The sequence below is a fragment of the Klebsiella sp. A52 genome, assembly GCF_018388785.1.
Lineage (GTDB): Bacteria > Pseudomonadota > Gammaproteobacteria > Enterobacterales > Enterobacteriaceae > Klebsiella > Klebsiella aerogenes.
Window position 1 is genome coordinate 1,413,082 of the sequence record NZ_CP074437.1, and the last position, 15,909, is coordinate 1,428,990.

16 protein-coding genes are annotated in these 15,909 nt (G+C 58.2%); 6 read left to right on the top strand and 10 right to left on the bottom strand.

Annotation, left to right across the window (positions count from 1 at the left end):
- Positions 1–34 precede the first annotated feature (34 nt).
- A complete protein-coding gene (locus tag KGA69_RS06560) occupies positions 35–1,360 on the bottom strand; it encodes a PTS sugar transporter subunit IIC (protein ID WP_213292918.1) in 1,326 nt (441 codons plus the stop codon).
- An 11-nt stretch (positions 1,361–1,371) separates the two neighbouring features.
- Positions 1,372–1,686: a PTS sugar transporter subunit IIB gene (locus tag KGA69_RS06565; protein ID WP_213292919.1), complete on the bottom strand. Its 315-nt coding sequence runs from the start codon at positions 1,684–1,686 to the stop codon at positions 1,372–1,374.
- Positions 1,687–1,979: 293 nt separating this feature from the next.
- Between KGA69_RS06565 and KGA69_RS06570 the strand changes: the two genes are divergently transcribed.
- A complete protein-coding gene (locus tag KGA69_RS06570; protein WP_032709465.1) occupies positions 1,980–2,915 on the top strand; it encodes a LacI family DNA-binding transcriptional regulator in 936 nt (311 codons plus the stop codon).
- Between the two features lie 27 nt (positions 2,916–2,942).
- Here the strand turns inward: KGA69_RS06570 and KGA69_RS06575 are convergent, their stop codons facing one another.
- From KGA69_RS06575 to KGA69_RS06590, 4 genes are all read right to left on the bottom strand, one after another.
- Complete coding sequence (locus tag KGA69_RS06575) at positions 2,943–3,512, bottom strand: hypothetical protein (RefSeq protein WP_213292920.1); 570 nt, start codon at positions 3,510–3,512, stop codon at positions 2,943–2,945.
- A 27-nt stretch (positions 3,513–3,539) separates the two neighbouring features.
- The gene (locus KGA69_RS06580; protein ID WP_045390509.1) at positions 3,540–3,830 is read right to left on the bottom strand and encodes a YicS family protein; all 291 of its coding nucleotides are present in this window, start codon (positions 3,828–3,830) and stop codon (positions 3,540–3,542) included.
- Positions 3,831–3,931: 101 nt separating this feature from the next.
- On the bottom strand, positions 3,932–4,834 hold the full coding sequence (locus KGA69_RS06585; RefSeq protein ID WP_015369087.1) for an EamA family transporter: 903 nt from the start codon (positions 4,832–4,834) through the stop codon (positions 3,932–3,934).
- Positions 4,835–4,896: 62 nt separating this feature from the next.
- The gene (locus KGA69_RS06590; protein WP_213292921.1) at positions 4,897–5,802 is read right to left on the bottom strand and encodes an AraC family transcriptional regulator; all 906 of its coding nucleotides are present in this window, start codon (positions 5,800–5,802) and stop codon (positions 4,897–4,899) included.
- A gap of 116 nt (positions 5,803–5,918) precedes the next feature.
- Between KGA69_RS06590 and KGA69_RS06595 the strand changes: the two genes are divergently transcribed.
- A complete protein-coding gene (locus tag KGA69_RS06595) occupies positions 5,919–6,455 on the top strand; it encodes a carboxymuconolactone decarboxylase family protein (RefSeq protein ID WP_015369089.1) in 537 nt (178 codons plus the stop codon).
- Positions 6,456–6,474: 19 nt separating this feature from the next.
- Here KGA69_RS06595 and KGA69_RS06600 read toward each other — a convergent pair whose 3' ends face one another.
- Together KGA69_RS06600 and KGA69_RS06605 are read right to left on the bottom strand one after the other, a co-directional pair.
- Entirely contained in the window at positions 6,475–6,945 is a 471-nt protein-coding gene (locus tag KGA69_RS06600; RefSeq protein WP_213292922.1) for a nuclear transport factor 2 family protein, read from the bottom strand.
- Positions 6,945–7,574 (bottom strand): pyridoxamine 5'-phosphate oxidase family protein, encoded by a 630-nt coding sequence (locus KGA69_RS06605; RefSeq protein ID WP_063447230.1) that lies wholly within the window; start codon positions 7,572–7,574, stop codon positions 6,945–6,947. The genes KGA69_RS06600 and KGA69_RS06605 overlap by 1 nt, the downstream gene beginning before the upstream one ends.
- A 39-nt stretch (positions 7,575–7,613) precedes the next feature.
- On the opposite strand from KGA69_RS06605, the gene KGA69_RS06610 reads away from it, so the two are divergent.
- Complete coding sequence (locus tag KGA69_RS06610; protein ID WP_213292923.1) at positions 7,614–8,585, top strand: LysR substrate-binding domain-containing protein; 972 nt, start codon at positions 7,614–7,616, stop codon at positions 8,583–8,585.
- Here KGA69_RS06610 and KGA69_RS06615 read toward each other — a convergent pair.
- Positions 8,582–10,075 (bottom strand): MDR family MFS transporter, encoded by a 1,494-nt coding sequence (locus tag KGA69_RS06615; RefSeq protein WP_045390519.1) that lies wholly within the window; start codon positions 10,073–10,075, stop codon positions 8,582–8,584. The two genes, KGA69_RS06610 and KGA69_RS06615, sit on opposite strands and share 4 nt — an antisense overlap.
- An 80-nt stretch (positions 10,076–10,155) precedes the next feature.
- On the opposite strand from KGA69_RS06615, the gene KGA69_RS06620 reads away from it, so the two are divergent.
- A complete protein-coding gene (locus KGA69_RS06620) occupies positions 10,156–10,803 on the top strand; it encodes a TetR/AcrR family transcriptional regulator (protein ID WP_045390522.1) in 648 nt (215 codons plus the stop codon).
- 166 nt (positions 10,804–10,969) lie between these two features.
- Here the strand turns inward: KGA69_RS06620 and KGA69_RS06625 are convergent, their stop codons facing one another.
- Complete coding sequence (locus KGA69_RS06625) at positions 10,970–11,386, bottom strand: GNAT family N-acetyltransferase (RefSeq protein ID WP_045390525.1); 417 nt, start codon at positions 11,384–11,386, stop codon at positions 10,970–10,972.
- Between the two features lie 288 nt (positions 11,387–11,674).
- Here KGA69_RS06625 and eefA point away from each other — a divergent pair, with 288 nt between their 5' ends.
- Positions 11,675–12,799 carry a multidrug efflux RND transporter periplasmic adaptor subunit EefA gene (eefA, locus tag KGA69_RS06630; protein WP_045390528.1) on the top strand — a complete coding sequence of 375 codons (1,125 nt, stop codon included), beginning with the start codon at positions 11,675–11,677 and terminating at the stop codon, positions 12,797–12,799.
- Complete coding sequence (eefB, locus tag KGA69_RS06635) at positions 12,799–15,906, top strand: multidrug efflux RND transporter permease subunit EefB (RefSeq protein WP_047066676.1); 3,108 nt, start codon at positions 12,799–12,801, stop codon at positions 15,904–15,906. The genes eefA and eefB overlap by 1 nt, the downstream gene beginning before the upstream one ends.
- Positions 15,907–15,909 lie beyond the last annotated feature (3 nt).

Below are 15,909 nucleotides of genomic sequence, written 5' to 3' on the forward strand. Positions count from 1 at the left end.
CCGCATAAATTCATATTTTCAGGTAAGACAATAATTACTGGCTAACGGCTCCGGCGACAGGTGCGACGCTTTTCGCCTTTTCCACTTCATTCTTTATTAATGAACGCTCATAGGCACGCAGGAATGGCAGATAAATCACCGCCGACATCACCATGCAGATAACGCACATCACCACCGGGCTTAAGGTCCAGTTAGCCGCCCACGAGGCGCCAATCGGCGCGGGCGTCGTCCACGGCGTCAGCGACACCACCTGGCTCAGCCAGCCAAGACGGGTTGCGCCGTAAGCCAGCACCGCGTTAACCATCGGCACGCAGACGAAGGGGATAAACATCATTGGGTTCATGATGATCGGCGCGCCGAACAGAATCGGTTCGTTGATATTAAAGAAGCTCGGCACGATGCCCATTTTGCCGATAGTCCGCAGATGCGTGACCCGGCTACGCAGCAGCAGGAAGGCCAGCGGCAGGGTCGAACCGACGCCGCCAATCAGCAAATAGTGATCCCAGAAGCCCTGCAGGTAAACGTGCGGCAGCGCCGCGCCGGCCGCCAGCGCCACCTGGTTTGCCGACAGATTGGCCATCCAGAACGGGTTCATAATGCCGGTGACGATAAGCGAGCCGTGAATACCGGCGAACCAGAAAATCTGGCACATCAGCACCGACAGCAGAATCGCCGGCAGCGAATCGGAAGCGGAGACCAGCGGTTCCAGCAGATGCATAATCGCCTGCGGCAGGATCATGCCGGTTTGCGCTTCAATGAACAGGTTGAGCGGATGCAGAGTACCGATGACCACCAGTACCGGAATGAGGATCTCAAATGAACGGGCGACGCCGGTCGGCACCTCTTTCGGCAGGCGAATGGTCACGTTGTTTTGCTTAAGCCAGGCGTAAACGCGGGTGGAGTAAATGGCGGTGATCAGCGCGGTGAAAATGCCCTGGCCGGATAAATACTGAGTAGAAATTTTGCCATCGGCATAGGGCGCGGCGACCAGCAGGAAGGCCATAAACGCCAGCAGGCCTGACATGACCGGATCGAGCTGGAACTGGCGTCCGAGGCTGGCGCCGATGCCGACCGAGATAAAGAAGGTCATGACGCCCATGCTGAGATTAAACGGCAACATCAGCTGTTCACGGTACTGCTGGGAAAAATCCAGCCAGCCGCGGGCAAAGCCGTTCGTGGTCTCCGGCGAGAAAGGCGGAAAGATAAATACCAGCATGAAAGAGCCGATGATCATGAACGGCAATGCGGCGGTAAAGCCATCGCGGATGGCGATAACATATTTCTGTTGCCCAAGGCGTCCTGCCAGCGGAGTAATAGACTGCTCGATCACGGCAATCATCGACTGATACAGAGAACTCATTTGAACACCTCTTAGTGCGCCGCGGCGATCAGCGACAGGGCATGATTCAGAACGTTATCTCCCCGCTGCATTCCGTAATCCATCGTATCGATAGGCTGGACGGGAATATTCAGGGGAGCGGCTTTCTCGCTAAGCATTTTCAGCATGTATTTGACCTGCGGGCCAAGCAGCACCACCTGGTATTGCGGAAACTGCATATCAAATTCGGCAACGCCATAGGCGTCAATCTGCACCGGCAGGTCGCGTTCCTTTGCGGCATCCACCATTTTCCTCACCAGCAGGCTGGTGGACATTCCGGCGGAGCAGCACAGCATAATCTTGTACATCGACGGCTTTCCTCATATGTAAAAAGTTATTGCGAGGATGATTTGATATCAGACGGAAACCGGTTTCCATTTATAAAAAACAGAACTGTGAGCGCGGTCAATAACTCATCGTTAGTGGCCTTACTAATTAGATTTTGCTCACAAAATAATGTCTATTTGGCGTGGTTTTTTGCCAAAATGGAAAATCGGTTTCCAAATAAAAAAGGAAACGGCTATACTGCCGCTGGTTATAATTGAAGCGATTCAGGACACAGCGTTACAGGGGCCTAACCGCGCCTGCCAGGGGAAAAAAGATGTCGACAATCAATGACGTATCACGGTTAGCCGGGGTATCGAAAGCCACGGTTTCGCGCGTGCTGAGCGGTTCGCGCGGGGTAAAAGAGGCCAGCCGCCAGGCGGTGCTCCAGGCGGCGGAAACGCTTAACTACCGGCCTAATATGATTGCCCAATCCTTACTGAGCCAGTCGACGGGCTGTATCGGCGTGATTTGCGCGCAGGACAACATCAATCAGACCACCAGCTATCTCTACGCCCTGGAAAAACAGCTCAGCCAGCATCAGAAACATCTACTGCTGCGCTTCGCCAATAACCGCGGCGACGTATTAAGTGCGCTGGATGAACTTACCTGTGGCCTGTGCGATGACGTGCTGATCATCGGCGCGCGCTTTCCGCTGCAGATCGAGCGCCCCGATGTGGTGCTGATTGATTGTCTGGAAAGCGATGGCGAGAACAGTATTCAGTTCGATCACGCCTTCGCCGCGGAAACCGCCTGTCATTATCTGATTAATCAGGGGCGGCGGCAGATTGCGCTGATCCATCCGCAGGGGAGCGGCTTTGCCGACCAGGTGCTGCTGGGCTATAAGCATGCGCTGGAGAAGAACTTCCTGCCGTTTAATCGCAACCTGGTCTTCCTGGACTGCGCCTCGTCGTCGGTGGCGGTGCAGGAGCTGATGAATAACGCCACTACCCTGAACTTTAATGCGCTGTTGGTGAGCGATGAACTGCAGGCGCAGCGGGTAGTGCCGCAGCTGCAGGCGTTTAACCGCGCGGTGCCGGAAAAGGTGATGGTCTTCAGTCTCGCGGGTTCGCTGCAGATGCCGGGTATTCCAACCATCCCGGCGATTGAGTATTCGATGGATGCGATGGCTTCGCGGATCGTCAACTGGCTGATCGGCAAAAGCCCGCAGCCCGGCGGCAGCCTGCTGCGCGGCGACTTAATTATTCCCTAATATCGGGCCAGGTTACGGGTCGCGCATTTAGCGCGTGAGTTTGATTAACTGGCGCCACGCGCGGTTATGCAGCGTGAACAACAGCATCTTATAAAAGGCGGTGGAATGGATACAGACGCCGCTGAGCAGCAACATAATGGCGCCCACCAGTGCCGCTGTTAGATTAACTCCCGGGTAAGAGGCGTCACTCAGTGCGTAAAGCAGGTAGACCACCGTTAATACCAGACTCATCACCGCTAACATAATATGCACTCGCACGGCGCGCATGCTGCCTTTGCCGATCATAAACATCGTGATGCCGTTGATACCAGCGATCAGCAACGAAATCAGCACTACCCACGCAAACACGCTTTCGGCAGGCTGATGGAGTACGCTCAGGATGCAGTAGCCTAACCACAACTGCGGAATAGCAAGACTGATAGTTATTCCGAGCGTGCTAAATGCTGCCGGGATCCCCATGGTATGGATTCCTACAGGCGCCCCCATTTCTGCGGCAAGCTGTGCCTTCAACTGTTGCAACTGCATAGTGCTGGCTTTGCTCATGCTGAGCGCCACGTCGTGACAGTGCTGCAGGCGGAGGGGTAGTACTTTAAACATATGAATATCCGCCTGCATCACTGCGGGTTATTTACCCGGGCAGCGAATTTTATCAATGGCGGCCAGATAGCCTTTTTGATTATTGCGCTCTTTCGCCAGCGTCGCTTCGCGAACGTAACTCTGGTTGTCTTTCGAGGCGAGGATTTTATTGGCGAAATCGTTATCGCTGAGGGTGCTCGCCGGGGCGCATTTTTCCTTCACCGCTTTCAACACCTGCTGTTTTTGCTGCTCAAACTGCAGGCTTTGCAGCGGCGATTCGGCCCACGCCGCGCTGGCGCTAAGGGCAGTAACCAGACACAACATCCAACACGCTTTCATGGCGCTTCTCCTTCACTTTTCGCTTCAGTCAACTATATGCGCAGCAGGTGAATTGCGCAAATGTTAGACATTTTTTGTTGTTTAAAATCAGACAATTGCTATTACGCCGCGCGTACCCGCCGCCGGGAATCCACCGCGATAAGAATGACCGAAGAGAGAATCAACAGCGTCCCCAGCCAGTCCGGCAGAGTAAAGGTAATGCCCAACAGCAATAGAGAGAGCAGGGCGCTGCTCAGCGGCTCGGCGCAGCTGAGGATCCCGGCTTTCGCGCCGCCAATTTTCTGAGCGCCGTTGAGATACAGGCTGAAGGTCAGCGAGGTGCCGATCACCACGAGATAGAAAAACGCCAGCAGAAGACGGCCGTTCACTACAAAGTTCGCGCTCTGGCTGCCATAAAACGGCAACAGCATCGCCCCGCCAATCAGCATGCTCCAGCCGACGATCGGCAGCGTGCCGTAGCGGGCGATAAGCGTTGAGGGATAGGTGGTATAAAACGCCGCCGCGAAGGCTGAGGCGATCCCCCAGAACAGCGCCGCCGGCGAGATGGAGAGCGAGGTTGGGTTGCCGTGGGTGACCAGCAGGAAGGTGCCGGCAAGCGAGGTGCCAATCGCCAGTAGCACAAAGGGACTGGGCCGCGCCTTACGCGCCAGCGCGAACCAGGCGACGATAATCGTCGGCGACAAAAACTGTAGCACCGTGGCGGTGGCGGCGTTCGACTTCTCGATAGTCATCAGGAAGGTGTACTGCACGGTTAACGCGCCGACCAGCGAGAAAAACAGCAGGCTGAGGGCATCTTTGCGGTTTTGCATAACGCGGAAAATTTTGTCGCCGTGAACGAAGGCGAGCATCAGCAAAATCAGCCCGGCGAACAGCAGGCGGATCATGGTCAGATAGGGCGATGACATCTGACTTTGCTGCATAATGTACTGCGCGCAGACCCCGGAACTGCCCCACAGGACGGCGGCGATCAATACGTTCAACATCCCTCTTTTGCTGGAACCCATTTTTCCCTCGCGTGAAATAGCGCAAAGCAGGAATCATAGCACGGCGCGACGCGGCGCGCGCTTTACTGCCGACGCCACTCGCCCGGCGTCATGCCGTAGTGTTTTTTAAAGGTTTTCGCAAATGAAGCCTGTGATTGAAAACCGCAGCGTTCGGCAATCACTTCCAGCCGCGCCTGGCGATCGAGATGTAGCAGGCGAGCGGCCATCGCCATCCGCAGCTGCGACAGCCACGCCTGCGGCGTCAGATGATAGACGCGGGCAAAATGGCGGGCGAAGGTGGCGCGCGATAAAAACGCCCGCGCCGCCATGCTCTCGATAGTCCACGGCTGTTCCGGCGCGGCCAGCACCGCGAGAACGGCCGGCATCAGCCGCGCATCGCTCATCAGGCGCAGCAGGCCGCCCGGCGGCTCCTGCGCGCCGAGCAGGGTACGTAACAGCAGCACCAGCAGCGTATCGCCAAGGCTGCGCACGATAGCGCTACCGCCGGGATGTTCCGCCAGGCTTTCGCGTACCAGCACGTTAAGCAAAATATTCAGTTCCGGGCAATCTTCGCGCTCATCGGTATGTAAATGGATAAGCGCCGACTCTTCGGCGAACAGCCAGTTGACGTGCGGGCCGAAGTAAAACTCGCCGCAGAGCATCTCCAGCGCGTCGCTTTCCACGGCGGTACGCACTTCCGTTAGCGTGCCGTTAAAGCGATGGGCGACGGGCAGTACCTGGCCCCACTCCACCAGGCTCTCCATCAGATGCGGCGAACCGTGCGGCAGCAGGATCACGTCGCCGGCGCGCATGTGGCGGGTTTGATGACCGACGGTTAGACGCCCTTCGCCGCGCAACACAAAGTGCCACGGCACCACGCCCGCGCGCATTTGATCGTGTCCGGCCTGCCAGCGGCCGCCGAAACGGCAATGCAGATTCACTTCGCAACGTGGGGCCAGCAGCGTCAACAGATGGCTCAAACTATCCATGCGACTCCTGAGACGATAAGACAAAAAAATGAGACGAAGAGCGCCAGTCTAGCACGTCGCCGACCACTAAGATGTCTCCATTGCCACAACATACCCTCAAATAACAGGAGTACACCATGAGCCGTTTAGCCGATATCCGTGAACAAGATGCCACCGGTAAAGCCGCCGATATTTTCGCCGGAATTAAAAAAGCGATGGGTAAAGTGCCGAATGCCTATCTGACCATCGGCGGCCACTCGCCGGCGGCGCTCCAGCAGGCGCTGGCGCACAACGCGATGCTGCATAAAAGCAGCCTTAGCGCGCAGGAGCTGGAGGCGATTAATTTATCGGTCAGCGAAGCGACCGGCTGTGATTACTGCCTGGCCGCCCATACCCTGATGGCCAAAAAAGCGGGTTTCAGCGGCGAGCAAATCCACGCCCTGCGCCGCGGCGAGTATACGGAAGATGCGCGCCTGGACGCGCTGGTGAAATTCGCCCAAACCTTGGTGACCACCACCGGTACGCTGCCGGAAGCGGATGTCGCCGCGCTGCGTCACGCCGGTTTTAGCGACCAGCAGGTGATTGAGATCATCAGCGCCGTCAGCGCCATCCTGTTCACCAACATGGTGAACCGGGTTAACGACACGGTAGTGGACTTCCCGAAAGCCGATTAACCCGTCGTCGCGCGCCTGTTTACAGTCCCAGTTCGCTTAGCCCCGGATGATCGTCAGGGCGGCGACCCTGGGGCCAGTGGAACAGGCGCTCGCTTTCCGCGATCGGCAAATCGTTAATGCAGGCGTAGCGCGTGGCCATTAGGCCGTGCTCATCAAACTGCCAGTTTTCATTGCCGTACGAACGAAACCAGTTGCCGCTGTCGTCGCACCACTCATAGGCGAAGCGTACGGCGATGCGATTATCCTGCCACGCCCATAGCTCCTTAATCAGCCGGTATTGCAGCTCTTTACGCCATTTTCGCTGCAGAAACTCCACGATTTGCCCCCGTCCGTGGACAAATTCGCTGCGGTTGCGCCATTCGCTATCCACGGTATAAGCCAGCGCGACTTTTTGCGCATCGCGGCTGTTCCAGCCATCTTCTGCGGCGCGCACCTTCTGCACTGCGCTGTCGCGGGTGAACGGCGGTAACGGGGGACGTTGTTCGCTCATCAGGACTCTCCTTTTGGGGATAATTGATGCTGCAGGCGCTGATTCTCCTGCTCCAGTTCATGAATACGCTCTTGCAGGCTCTGGCTGTATTCCGCGACCTGCTGTGCGCTGTAGCGCGGCGTAATGTGCTGCGGGCAGTTCCAGTCAAAAGCCTGCAGATGAAAACGAAACAGGCGTTCGATGCGGGCGCGATAGTTTGCCGGCGTCACTAACGCCAGCAGCTCAGGCTGCTCTTCCGCCGCCAGCACCTCGACGGTAGCGTAGATCTTCAGCCTGGCACGGCGCGGGTAATCCATCAAAAACAGGCAGGCCCGGTCGCTGCCGCGCAGGTTGCCGGTGGTAATGTACTGGCGATTACCGCCGAAATCGGCCATGGCCAGCGTGGCGTCATCCAGCAGGCGCAGAAAACCCGGCGGGCCGCCGCGATGCTGAATGTAGGGCCAGCCGCTTTGCGACACCGTCGCCAGATAAAAACTGTCGCGGGTAGCGATCATCCCTTCTTCGCTGGCGCCGAAGCGATCCGCCTGACGGCGGCTGTGCGGCGTTTGCCACAGCTGGTCGCTGCCCATTTCATGTTGCACATCCATGACATCCGGGGTGATAGCGATATCGAGAAAGGTTGCTGCCATAACGCCTCCTGAAGGTAGGGGGCTATCATGGACTGTGCTGTGAAAAATGATAATACTGCTTATCTGGTAATCATCTTTCCAGATAACGGGAGAATAATGGACCGATTAAGCGCTATGACGCTGCTGGTGAAAGTCACTGAACTGGGCAGTATGTCGGCGGCGGCGCGGGCGATGAATATGCCGCTAACGACCGTGAGCCGTAATATCGGCGAGCTGGAGAGCGCGCTGGGAGTCCGTTTATTGACGCGCACCACCCGTAAACTCACCCTCACTGATGCCGGCGTCGATTATGTCGCCGCTGCGCGGCGGATCCTCGAAGAGGTGGAAAACGCCGAACGCCGGGCAACGGGTGAATACCAGGAGCCGAAGGGCGAGCTGGTGATCTCCGCGCCGACCATGTTTGGTCGACAGCACGTTCTGCCAGTTATTAGTGAATTTATCGCCCGTTATCCGCAGATTCGCGTACGTTTGTTACTCAGCGACAGTAATGCCGATCTGGTCGGTGACCATATCGATCTGGCGGTACGGATTGGCGAACTGGCTGATAGCAGCATGGTGGCGACCCGGCTGGGTGCGATGCGCATTGTCGCCTGCGCCCATCCCGCGCTGTTGGCGAAATACGGCGAACCGCAGCGTCCGCGCGATCTGGCGGCGATGCCGATCATCCGTATTGAATCGCCGATGCCCTATCGCGGCTGGCGCTTTCGCGCCGTTGAGCGCGAGGACCAGCTCATTCATCTGCCGCCGGTGTTAGCCGTCACCACGCCGGAGAGCGCCGCCGATGCCGCCCGGCTGGGCGTTGGGGTGGCCCGCTTGCTGCACTATCAGGCGCTGGATGGCCTGCGCTGCGGGGAACTGCGTCTGCTGCTGGAAAGCGTCGAGCCGGAGCCCGCGCCGGTTCATTTGTTATATACCGCGCGGGAGCTGGCGCCGCTTAAGCTGCGGAAATTTATCGATTTTGCCGCGCCGGCGCTGCGCCAGTCCTTGCTGCGTATTGCCGGGGCCGCTTAATGCGCCGCGGTTTTCAGCGGCGCCTCCTTCAATAGCCAGGAAAGAACAAACGCGACGGCCATAATGCAGGCCGCCATCAGGAACGCCGCATGGATCGCCGCGCCGAAGGCGTCGAGATAATCGAGGCGGATCGCCGCAGGCAGATGCTGTACCGCCACCGGGTTCATGGCTGGCGGCAGCACCGCGCCTTCCGGCAGCAGTTTCTGCAGGTTATTTTGCAGCACATGGGTAAAGACCGCGCCGAACAATGCCACACCGATGGAGCCGCCAATCGAGCGGAACAAGGTCACGCCGGAAGTGGCGACGCCGTACATCTGCGCCGGCATCGCGTTCTGTACCGCCAGTACCAGTACCTGCATCACCAGCCCCAGGCCCGCGCCGAGCACGCCGGTAAACAGGTATAACTGCCACATCGGCGAATGAATGGTGATACGGGTCAGCAGCACCATGCCGGTCACGCCGAGCAGGGTACCGATAATCGGGAAAATCCGGTATTTCCCGGTGTGGCTAATCACCCGGCCGCTGATGATCGAGGTCAGCAGCAGGCCGCCCATCAGCGGGATTAACTGTAACCCGGCCTCGGTTGGCGTCGCCTCTTTCACCACCTGCAGATAGAGCGGCAGGAAAGTGACCGAACCGAACAGCGACATGCCGATAACAAAGCCAATCAGACTACACAGCAGGAAGCTGCGGTTGCGGAATAGCGACAGCGGAATAATCGGCTCGGCGGCGATCCGTTCTTCATAGATAAAGCCGATGATCCCCACGATGCCGAAGGCCAGAATGCACCACAGCTGCGGGTCATTCCACGCATGGACGCTGCCGCCTTCCGAGGTAAACAGGATGATGCACAACAGCGCCATGCTGAGGTAAATCGCCCCCAGCCAGTCAATCTGATGCTGGCTGCGTTTGTTGCTGCTGTGGAATACCGCGCCGATGACCAGCAGTGCGAACAGGCCCAGCGGCAGGTTGATATAGAAAATCCAGCGCCACGAGGCGTGCTGTACCAGGAAACCGCCGATCAGCGGGCCGATAACCGTCGCCAGGCCGAAGACGCCGCCGAACAGCCCCTGATAGCGTCCGCGGTTGGCAGGAGGGATAACGTCGGCGACCGCCGCCATGCTGATCACCATCAGGCCGCCGCCGCCGAGCCCCTGTAGCGCGCGCATCAGTACCAATTGCGTCATGTTCTGCGCCAGCCCGCAAAGCGCGGAACCGGCAAGAAACAACACGATCGCCATCTGCAGCACGATTTTACGCCCGAACAGATCGCCGAATTTACCGTACAGCGGCACTACGATGGTCGAGCTGAGGATATAGGCGGTGACCACCCACGAGAGTTTATCCAGCCCGCCGAGCTCGCCAACGATCGTAGGCAAGGCGGTGGAGACGATGGTCTGGTCCAGCGCCGACAGCAGCATCACCAGCAGCAGGGCGCTGAACAGCAGGCGGATTGACGGCGCCGGTTGGCTTGCGACTTCAGATGTCATTGCATCACTCTCTTGAAATTAATTAAATGCATAATTAATATTTAGGGAAATGATGAATCGGGTCAAGAGATCGCCAGCATATGCCAGCACTAAAAGCTAATGAAGCGCCGCGCCGCCCCGGTCGGCCACGCGGTAAAAAGCCGGGAACCGCTAACCGCGAGCAGTTAATCGATATCGCCCTGGCGCTGTTTGCTCGTCACGGCGCGGCCCGCGTGTCGCTAAATGCCATTGCCAAAGAGGCCGGGGTGACGCCGGCGATGCTGAATTACTATTTTACGTCGCGTGAAGCGCTGATTGAGAATTTGCTGGAAGAGCGCTTTATGCCGCTGCGCAACGATATCAGCCGCATATTTGTCGACCATCCGCAGGATCCGGTGACGGCGTTGACGATGATGGTTGAGACGCTGGCGGACATGGCGGAGCAAAATGCCTGGTTCGCGCCGCTGTGGATGCAGGAGATCATCGGCGAGATGCCGATGCTGCGCCAGCACATGGATGCGCGCTTCGGCGAGGAGCGTTTTCAGGTGATGCTGGAGACGGTTCGTCGCTGGCAGCAGGAGGGGAAAATTAACCCGGCGCTGGCGCCGGAGCTGCTGTTTACCACGGTGATTAGCCTGGTGCTGGTGCCGTTCTCGCGCATCCATAGCGATCCGCGTTTACAGGCGGTAACCCGGCAGACCATTGTGAGCCACGCGCTGGCGTTAATGGGCCACGGGGTCGGCGGTTAAGGTGTTAATTCAGATGCCGACACTGCTTCTGCGTTATGACTCTCCTGGCGCAGGGATTTTCCCGGAGGCGGCGCGTTGCGCCTTGTCCGGGCTACCTAAGAACTGTAGGCCGGATAAGGCGTAGCCGCCATCCGGCGCAAAAGTCGCGCCTTATCCGCGGTTATCGTTACAGCGCTTTCGACAAGTAGTGGCGCTGCATACCCGCGTGCGGGAAATCGGGCAGCGACATCTGCAACTGATAGCCTAATTTCTGATAAAACGGCAGCGCCTGGAAGCTAAAGGTATCGACCAGGAGATGACTGCAGCCCAACGCCTGCGCCTGCTGTTCCGCTTCCTGCATAAGCTCGCGGCCCAGACCATTGCCGCGCGTCGCTTCGCTCACCCATAAGTATTCGATACACAGCCAGTTGCCTTTGCGTTTGGCGATAAGCCCGCCGCGCATTACCGCTTGCTCATCGCGGGAGTAAATGCCCAGATCGCCAAACTGATCTGCGTCGAGATACTGCTGATTATACTGCCGTAGGCCGGCAAACAATTCTTGTTGATCGTCGGGATTAATGCTTTTTGTAATTATTAGAGCCATTAAGTTTCTCCAGTTGCACAGGCTATCGTTATATTTTCCTCTACTGACTTTCACAAAATATTCTTATTTTCTCCATTATTTTTTGTCTTAATTTTGTCCTTCAAAGTAAGCGAAATAACCTTTCCATGACTTTCGAAAGGGCGGGCTGAGAATCCCCACAATAATAATAGTGTTAAGGAACATCTAAGCTTCATTGCGATATTTCCATTGAGACGAAAATGCCGCAGCGCCCCTCTTTTCCTCGCGATTTAATTCACGGGGGGACGTCTTACATCTTGAGAAAATAAAATGAAACACATCATAGCCCCCATCGCGACAGCATTATTTCTCCTGAGCGGATGCGATAATGCGCAGACAACTGCGCCGCAACAACCCACGCCGGAGGTGGGAATTGTTACGCTGCAAGCCCAGCCGGTGCCGGTGGTCAGCCAACTGACTGGCCGCACTACCGCCTCGCTCAGCGCCGAAGTGCGCCCGCAGGTCGGCGGCATCATTCAGAAGCGCCTGTTTACCGAAGGCGATATGGTGAAGGCCGGGCAGGCCCTTTACCAGATCGATCCCTCCAGTTATCGCGCCGCCTGGAACGAAGCGGCGGCCGCGTTGAAGCAGGCCCAGGCGCTGGTGGTCTCTGATTGCCAGAAAGCCCAACGCTACGCGTCGTTGGTCAGAGATAACGGCGTCTCTCGCCAGGATGCCGATGACGCTGCCTCCGCCTGCGCCCAGGACAAGGCCAGCGTGGAGTCGAAAAAAGCGGCGCTCGAGAGCGCGCGCATCAACCTGAACTGGACCACCGTCACCGCGCCGATTGCCGGGCGCATCGGCATCTCCTCGGTTACGCCGGGAGCGCTGGTCTCTGCCGACCAGGATACCGCGCTGGCGACGATCCGCGGCCTCGACACCATGTATGTCGATCTGACGCGATCCAGTGTCGATCTCCTGCGCTTACGCAGGCAGAGCCTGGCCAGCAATAGCGATACCCTCAGCGTGACGTTAACCCTTGAAGATGGCAGTACCTATCCCGAAAAAGGGCGCCTGGCGCTCACCGAAGTCGCCGTCGATGAATCCACTGGCTCGGTGACCCTGCGCGCCATCTTCCCCAACCCGCAGCACGTCCTGCTGCCGGGAATGTTTGTCCGCGCGCGTATCGATGAAGGCATCATGAACGACGCGATCCTCGCGCCGCAGCAGGGTATCACCCGCGATGCCAAAGGCGACGCCACGGCGCTGGTTGTCAATGCCGACAACAACGTTGAGCAGCGTACCGTGCAAACCGGCGATACCTACGGCGATAAATGGCTGGTGCTGAGCGGTCTGAAAGCGGGCGACAAGCTGATTGTCGAAGGCACCGGTAAAGTGTCCCCCGGACAAGCGGTGAAGGCCGTTGCCGTCAAAAATAACGGAGGCAATGCCTGATGTTCTCCCGTTTCTTCGTACGTCGCCCGGTCTTTGCCTGGGTGATCGCTATCCTTATCATGCTTGCCGGGGCGCTGGCGATCCGCACGCTGCCGGTGGGACAATATCCGGACGTCGCCCCGCCGGCGGTCAAAATATCCGCTACCTATACCGGAGCTTCCGCAGAAACCCTGGAAAACAGCGTCACCCAGGTTATCGAGCAGCAGCTCACCGGACTGGATAACTTACTTTATTTCACCTCCACCAGCAGTTCGGATGGTACGGTAAGTATTACCGTCACCTTTGAGCAGGGAACGGATCCGGATACTGCGCAGGTACAGGTACAAAACAAAGTGCAGCAGGCGGAATCGCGTCTGCCGAGTGAAGTACAGCAATCTGGCGTAACGGTAGAAAAATCGCAAAGCAGTTTCCTGTTAATCCTCGCGGTGTATGACAAAACCAACCGCGCCACCAGTTCTGATATCTCCGATTGGCTGGTCAGCAATATGCAGGACCCGCTGGCGCGCGTGGAGGGCGTCGGCAGCCTGCAGGTATTCGGCGCCGAATACGCGATGCGCGTCTGGATGGACCCGACCAAACTCGCCTCTTACTCGTTGATGCCTTCCGACGTACAGTCGGCTATTGAGGCGCAGAACGTGCAGGTTTCCGCGGGTAAAATCGGCGCGCTACCGTCGTCCAATGCCCAGCAATTGACCGCCACCGTGCGCGCGCAGTCGCGGCTGCAAACTCCTGACCAGTTCAAAGCGATCATTGTAAAGAGCCAGTCCGACGGTTCGGTGGTGCGCCTGAGCGATGTCGCGCGGGTGGAGATGGGCAGCGAGGATTACACCGCTACCGCTAATCTGAACGGCCACCCCGCAGCCGGGATTGCGGTGATGATGGCACCCGGCGCCAACGCGCTGGATACCGCAACGCTGGTGAAAAGCAAAATCGCTGAATTCCAGCGTCAAATGCCGCAGGGCTACGATATCGCCTACCCGAAAGACAGCACCGAGTTCATCAAAATCTCGGTCGAGGACGTCATTCAGACCCTGTTTGAAGCGATTATTCTCGTGGTCTGCGTAATGTATCTGTTCCTGCAGAATTTCCGCGCGACGCTCATTCCGGCGGTAGCGGTACCGGTCGTGTTACTTGGCACCTTTGGGGTGCTGGCGCTGTTCGGCTACTCCATTAATACCCTGACGCTGTTCGCCATGGTGCTGGCGATCGGCCTGCTGGTGGATGATGCCATTGTGGTGGTGGAAAACGTCGAACGTATTATGCGCGACGAAGGGCTGCCCGCTCGCGAAGCCACCGAAAAATCGATGGGCGAAATCTCCGGCGCGCTGGTGGCGATCGCCCTGGTGCTGTCGGCGGTATTCCTGCCAATGGCCTTTTTCGGCGGCTCAACCGGGGTAATCTATCGCCAGTTCTCGGTGACGATTATCTCGGCGATGATGCTGTCGGTGGTGGTAGCGCTAACCCTCACTCCGGCGCTGTGCGGCGCGCTGCTAAGCCACTCCAAACCTCATGACAAAGGATTCTTCGGCGCCTTTAATCGCCTGTGGGGGCGTACGGAAGAGGGCTACCAGCGTCGCGTACTCGGCGGCCTACGCCGCGGCGCGGTGATGATGGGCGCTTACGCCTTGATTTGCGGGGCGATGGCGTTGGCGATGTGGAAACTGCCGGGCAGCTTCCTGCCGGTGGAGGATCAGGGCGAAATCATGGTCCAGTACACCTTGCCTGCCGGGGCGACCGCGGTGCGTACCGCCGAGGTGCGCCGTCAGGTGACCAACTGGTTCCTCACCAAAGAGAAAGCCAATACCGAGGTTATCTTCACCGTCGACGGCTTCAGTTTCAGCGGCAGCGGTCAGAATGCCGGTATGGCCTTCGTCTCATTGAAAAACTGGTCGCAGCGCAAAGGCGACGAAAATACCGCGCAGGCCATTGCGCTGCGCGCCAACAAAGAGCTGGGCGCGATCCGCGACGCCACCCTGTTCGCTATGACGCCGCCATCGGTGGACGGCCTTGGGCAAAGTAATGGCTTCACTTTCGAGCTGATGGCCAGCGGGGGTACCGATCGCGATAGCCTGATGAAGCTGCGCAGCCAACTGCTGGCCGCAGCCAATCAGAGCGGCGAACTGCAGTCGGTTCGCGCCAACGATCTGCCACAAATGCCACAGCTGCAGGTGGATATCGATAACAACAAAGCCGTCTCGCTGGGGCTGTCGCTCAGCGACGTGACCGATACGCTCTCCAGCGCCTGGGGCGGCACGTACGTCAACGACTTTATCGATCGCGGCCGGGTGAAAAAGGTCTATATCCAGGGCGAGAGCGACGCGCGCGCCGTGCCGTCCGATCTTGGTAAATGGTTTGTCCGCGGCAGCGATAACAGCATGACGCCGTTCACCGCGTTCGCCACCACCCATTGGGAATACGGCCCGGAAAGCCTGGTACGCTACAACGGCTCGGCCGCCTTTGAGATCCAGGGGGAAAACGCCGCGGGCTTCAGCTCAGGGGCGGCAATGGACAAAATGGAAAAACTGGCCGATAGCCTGCCGGCGGGTTCCACCTGGGCATGGAGCGGTATTTCGCTACAGGAAAAACTGGCCAGCGGCCAGGCGATGAGCCTGTACGCCATTTCGATTCTGGTGGTGTTCCTGTGCCTGGCGGCGCTGTATGAAAGCTGGTCAGTGCCGTTCTCGGTGATCATGGTCATCCCGTTAGGCCTGCTTGGCGCGGCGCTGGCGGCCACGCTGCGCGGCTTAAGTAATGACGTCTATTTCCAGGTGGCGCTGTTGACGACCATTGGCCTGTCGTCGAAGAACGCCATTCTTATCGTTGAGTTCGCTGAATCCGCGGTGGATGAGGGCTATTCGCTCTCGCGGGCGGCGATCCGCGCCGCGCAGACCCGTCTGCGTCCGATTGTCATGACCTCGCTGGCATTTATCGCCGGGGTACTGCCGCTGGCCATTGCTACCGGCGCCGGGGCCAACAGCCGCGTGGCGATTGGTACCGGGATTATCGGCGGCACCCTGACGGCGACGCTGCTAGCGGTGTTCTTCGTCCCGCTGTTCTTTGTGTTGGTGAAGCGTCTCTTTACCCGCCCACGTCCTTCTCAGGAGTAAGTT

What these genes read in the sequence shown, in the direction of transcription:
- KGA69_RS06560 (WP_213292918.1), bottom strand. Translation starts at nt 1,360, where the DNA reads ATGAGTTCTCTGTATCAGTCGATGATTGCCGTGATCGAGCAGTCTATT.
- KGA69_RS06565 (WP_213292919.1), bottom strand. Translation starts at nt 1,686, where the DNA reads ATGTACAAGATTATGCTGTGCTGCTCCGCCGGAATGTCCACCAGCCTG.
- KGA69_RS06570 (WP_032709465.1), top strand. Translation starts at nt 1,980, where the DNA reads ATGTCGACAATCAATGACGTATCACGGTTAGCCGGGGTATCGAAAGCC.
- KGA69_RS06575 (WP_213292920.1), bottom strand. Translation starts at nt 3,512, where the DNA reads ATGTTTAAAGTACTACCCCTCCGCCTGCAGCACTGTCACGACGTGGCG.
- KGA69_RS06580 (WP_045390509.1), bottom strand. Translation starts at nt 3,830, where the DNA reads ATGAAAGCGTGTTGGATGTTGTGTCTGGTTACTGCCCTTAGCGCCAGC.
- KGA69_RS06585 (WP_015369087.1), bottom strand. Translation starts at nt 4,834, where the DNA reads ATGGGTTCCAGCAAAAGAGGGATGTTGAACGTATTGATCGCCGCCGTC.
- KGA69_RS06590 (WP_213292921.1), bottom strand. Translation starts at nt 5,802, where the DNA reads ATGGATAGTTTGAGCCATCTGTTGACGCTGCTGGCCCCACGTTGCGAA.
- KGA69_RS06595 (WP_015369089.1), top strand. Translation starts at nt 5,919, where the DNA reads ATGAGCCGTTTAGCCGATATCCGTGAACAAGATGCCACCGGTAAAGCC.
- KGA69_RS06600 (WP_213292922.1), bottom strand. Translation starts at nt 6,945, where the DNA reads ATGAGCGAACAACGTCCCCCGTTACCGCCGTTCACCCGCGACAGCGCA.
- KGA69_RS06605 (WP_063447230.1), bottom strand. Translation starts at nt 7,574, where the DNA reads ATGGCAGCAACCTTTCTCGATATCGCTATCACCCCGGATGTCATGGAT.
- KGA69_RS06615 (WP_045390519.1), bottom strand. Translation starts at nt 10,075, where the DNA reads ATGACATCTGAAGTCGCAAGCCAACCGGCGCCGTCAATCCGCCTGCTG.
- KGA69_RS06620 (WP_045390522.1), top strand. Translation starts at nt 10,156, where the DNA reads ATGCCAGCACTAAAAGCTAATGAAGCGCCGCGCCGCCCCGGTCGGCCA.
- KGA69_RS06625 (WP_045390525.1), bottom strand. Translation starts at nt 11,386, where the DNA reads ATGGCTCTAATAATTACAAAAAGCATTAATCCCGACGATCAACAAGAA.
- eefA (WP_045390528.1), top strand. Translation starts at nt 11,675, where the DNA reads ATGAAACACATCATAGCCCCCATCGCGACAGCATTATTTCTCCTGAGC.
- eefB (WP_047066676.1), top strand. Translation starts at nt 12,799, where the DNA reads ATGTTCTCCCGTTTCTTCGTACGTCGCCCGGTCTTTGCCTGGGTGATC.